Source organism: Maritimibacter alexandrii (genome assembly GCF_005871115.1).
Lineage (GTDB): Bacteria > Pseudomonadota > Alphaproteobacteria > Rhodobacterales > Rhodobacteraceae > Maritimibacter > Maritimibacter alkaliphilus.
This window is the reverse complement of the sequence record NZ_SWKQ01000006.1, coordinates 1-3,660: the sequence shown is the minus strand read 5'-3', so window position 1 is coordinate 3,660 and position 3,660 is coordinate 1. Positions and strand designations below refer to the sequence as shown.

At 54.0% G+C, this 3,660-nt stretch carries 3 protein-coding genes; all 3 read right to left on the bottom strand.

The window, feature by feature from the left end; genetic code table 11:
* Positions 1 to 69: 69 nt before the first annotated feature.
* Genes FCT00_RS21805 through FCT00_RS00765 form a run of 3 tightly spaced genes read right to left on the bottom strand, consistent with a single transcriptional unit; the run spans position 70 to position 3,489 of the window.
* A complete protein-coding gene (locus tag FCT00_RS21805; protein WP_111368995.1) occupies positions 70 to 1,029 on the bottom strand; it encodes a TniQ family protein in 960 nt (319 codons plus the stop codon).
* A complete protein-coding gene (locus FCT00_RS00770) occupies positions 1,026 to 1,892 on the bottom strand; it encodes a TniB family NTP-binding protein (RefSeq protein ID WP_064224071.1) in 867 nt (288 codons plus the stop codon). Before FCT00_RS00770 ends, FCT00_RS21805 begins: the two co-directional genes overlap by 4 nt.
* Entirely contained in the window at positions 1,861 to 3,489 is a 1,629-nt protein-coding gene (locus FCT00_RS00765; RefSeq protein WP_082894773.1) for a Mu transposase C-terminal domain-containing protein, read from the bottom strand. The genes FCT00_RS00770 and FCT00_RS00765 overlap by 32 nt, the downstream gene beginning before the upstream one ends.
* Positions 3,490 to 3,660: the final 171 nt, after the last annotated feature.

The following is a 3,660-nucleotide window of genomic DNA, read 5'->3' as shown; positions in this document are numbered from 1 at the left end:
CTGTCGTAGTACCCTAATAAAAGAGAAATTACCGCTTCTGGCCTATTTTGGCGATTTCTGTGCCTCTATTTAGGATATGTCCACAGGTTTCGGCGACCTTCGGATGAGTGGTTCCGTCTGCCAAATCTCTTGCGCGCGGAGCAGAAGTGCATGTCGATCAGTGTTGGAGCCGAGTTCTTCAATTGCGCGTCGTGCCGCATGAAGCGCTCTCTCGGATGGCACAAGTCCAGTTGTTCCGAGCCCTCGTGTTCTAGCTCGGCGGCCTATGGCTCCCTGGTCTGCATATCGATATTCATGAAGTCGGGCCCAGCTCTGGAGATTCTCCAAAGCCTCACTCTGTCGCGGAAACGTACGCAACAGACTCCGCGCTGCCCGGTTGTTTCGCGCCACCCGATAGGCAGTGCGAAGCAACGGGTGCTTTGATCCGAGTTCAATCGCAGCGAGAACAATTGTTCTTTGGGCTTGGTTCTCAGAGATCAGCGCATCTGCATCCGCCAATTTCCACAATCGCAGAAGGTCTGACGTTTGTCTGAACTGATGCAGGCTTTGTTGGTCGCCAGAGACTACAGCTGACGCCAATCTTTTAGCCCCCTGAACCGCACGCGCTTTCATACGCTTTGAGATACCAGCATGCGGACATGTCGATACCAGAGACCGACCGCAACTTTCACAGTTTGTCGACCAAGCAAACCGCCAGTGGCGCAATACCAGATCCGGCGTTTGCTCTTGGCAATATGTGCAGGTCTGAAAGTCATGTGTTGCCAGATAGTTCAATGAGCGGGCGCTCAAATTTGGCAATGTCATCGCCGCAATCTCGGTACGTTTTCTTCCAACAGCCGCGCACAATCGGTCTACACAAACTTGCTCAAGGTCGCTCGAGCGGTCGGGCACCCTGCCCCTTTGCAAGCCAAGATAGCCGCACAGTTCTTCGGTTGAACAGTGATTGGCTTGTGCCAGCCGGGTAAGCCAGCTCGAAAGCAGTTCATCGCATAGGGGTGGTGGTCGGCGGGGCAGAAGCTTGATGGTCACTCGGCCTCAACGGCCGTCTCAAGCGGAACCGTCCACGCATGTTTGTTCCAGGTCGGCCGCCATGTCGCGACAGCCTCATCCGTAATCCTCTCTTCCCCAGAATGAATCGCATCGATGGCCAGAGACTTAATCATGATAAAGACGCGGGACGTGACCCCGCCGGTCACCTTCAGGATGGTTCGGAGCGAAGCAACGGTCAGGCCCGAAGGTTTTTCCAGCGCCATGGCCGCGATCAGTGTTTGGATCAGACGTGAGAACTCTACATCGTCTTCCCAAAGCGGCAAAAAATGTTCATCCAACCGGCGCGCAAGCTGGTCATCGCCACGGACGGCATCAAGCGCTTCGTTAACGCCAAAGACCACGAGCGATACGCTAAGCTCATTTGCGAGGAACCGTAGCATGTTGAGGAACCGACGTTGCTCCCTGTAACTGCCGGCAAGCAGATTGTGCACCTCGTCAATCATGAGCATTTTCAGGTCCATGTCTCTGAGATGGTTCAGCGCCCGAACCTCCAGTTCCGAGACTGTGCGACGCCCCCACATGGGCGCGCCAATCGTAGATAGTAAGTGTTGGTAGAACCTTCTCTCATCCGGCGCGGGTGGTGCCTGAAGCAGCAATACAGGTGTCTTGGTGATCCCGAGATCACTCTTGTATTGAGTGGGATACTTGCTCGCCATACGTTTGGCGATCATCGTCTTCCCGATGCCAGAGCTCCCATAGACCATCAAACCTGGCATGCGACTTTGTCGCGGTGTTTCCATCAATGATGTCAATCGATTGAGGACAATCGTTGCACGATCAAAAGCGATCCAATGGTCGCTGCGAATGCGGTCAATTCTTTCGTTTTGGGTCATGAAATTCATCTATGGGATAGGTTGGAAGATCAGGGTTGCCGGTATCAATCGCGAACATTTCACGAGAAGGGTCGCGCTGCTTTGGGGCCTTTGACAGGCGCGCATCCCGCTCTTTACCCAGCCTGGCTGCCTTGGTTTTCTGGCGCGCTGCCTCGGCCAGACGCCTTTGCGCGTCTACCATATCAAACAGCGCCTTTTCGTGGATCCGCCCACCGTGCTTTTCTTTCCATTCTTTGCGGGCGCGGCGACTTTCCCAAAGAGAGATTTCGGGATGACTGAGATTTCGGTAGCGCGCTTCGATCATGCGACCATCGTCTACCTGCACCCAAATCTTCGATAGGTTCCGCGGATCAAATCTGACTTGCGCCTTCTCTTTGCCCCGCCCGATCAAGGACGCAAACGCATCATTCCAGTAGCGCACTTCAAAAAGCGTGATCCCTGTGCGGCCAAGCTTGCGCCATTCAAAAGGCATGAAGCTCGATCGAAACGCGTCCACATCGACAACTTGCCGCCCTGCTGTATCGCCACCCAAATCGCTCCAGGCAGCAAGAGGTGTCCGGCCAAGAGCCCGATGCGGGGTGTTGTGATACCGACAGATTTCAAGATGAAGCCAGTCTTCAAACTCAGCAAGCGTCAAAGTCGCGTTTTGTTCGCTGTTATAGTCACCCTTGTCTTTGGGTGACGAGTGCGTGGTTCCAGGCAATACGTGAACCGAACCCATAGTTGTACCGATCAAGCGCTCAATGTGACCTCCGTAATGCTTGCCGCCCTTGGGACGATAGGAAACATCAATGCCCCAATCCTCGCACGCGGACTTGAACGCTCTGCTGCGGAACTCCTGGGCATTGTCCACATGAACAGCCTTCGGAATACCAGCCGTAGGCCAGGTAAGCTCTTCAAGGGTGCCGGGCACATGCACTGTCTTTCGGCGCACGCAATGGTCGAGACAAAGCGCAACCGACAGAACGGACGGTGCATCGAAACTCACGTATACGCCCAACACCACACGCGTGGTGACATCGATCGCCATCGTCAGGTTCGGCCGCGCAAGAGGCTGTCGATCGATGTGATCGACCAAAAATACATCGGCCTTGGTATGATCGATTTGCACGACGTCGAGTGGGTCGGGAACGTCGAGTTTGCCAGGACGCGCTGCGAACAATTGTCCAGCTACGTCCGCGCCATGTCGCTTTGAGATGACCTTACGCTGGTCCATCGCATCTAGCCGCCGCTTAACTGTTCGACGGGTCGGAGGCTGGAAGCCCTTTGCATCACACTCTGAGCGTATCTCACGCCAAATGCGCAAAAAACTTGAACGTTCTCGAACCAGATAGTAGCGGCTAAGGGTGGTGCTGATGATGCGCTCCACATCCGGAGCAAGACGCCCTTTTCCAGGTTTAGGCCCGCGCCGACCCGGTTGCAGCGCAACGGATCGAGCATCGTTCTCTTTGAGACGACGGTAAAGCTTCCAAGTATAGCTTTTGGAAAGACCCAACTCCCATGCCGCGTCGCCAATGGCACGACCAATTGGGTCGCCCTTTTTTTCAAGCTCAAGAAGCGGCCGCAGAATAGCAGCACGATGTTTCGCAACGGCTTCAGATTTCACAGCGCGTCTTCATCACAAATCGCCGAAAGTTATCCACAGATAATCTTGTATCCTAAATTAGGGTACAGTATCCTAATTAAAGGTACAATGCCACAAATAGAGGTACAAGCAGCCATTGAAAAGTCAGGGAAAAATTAGCCTCTATTCTCTTTAATTAGGGCACAACGACAC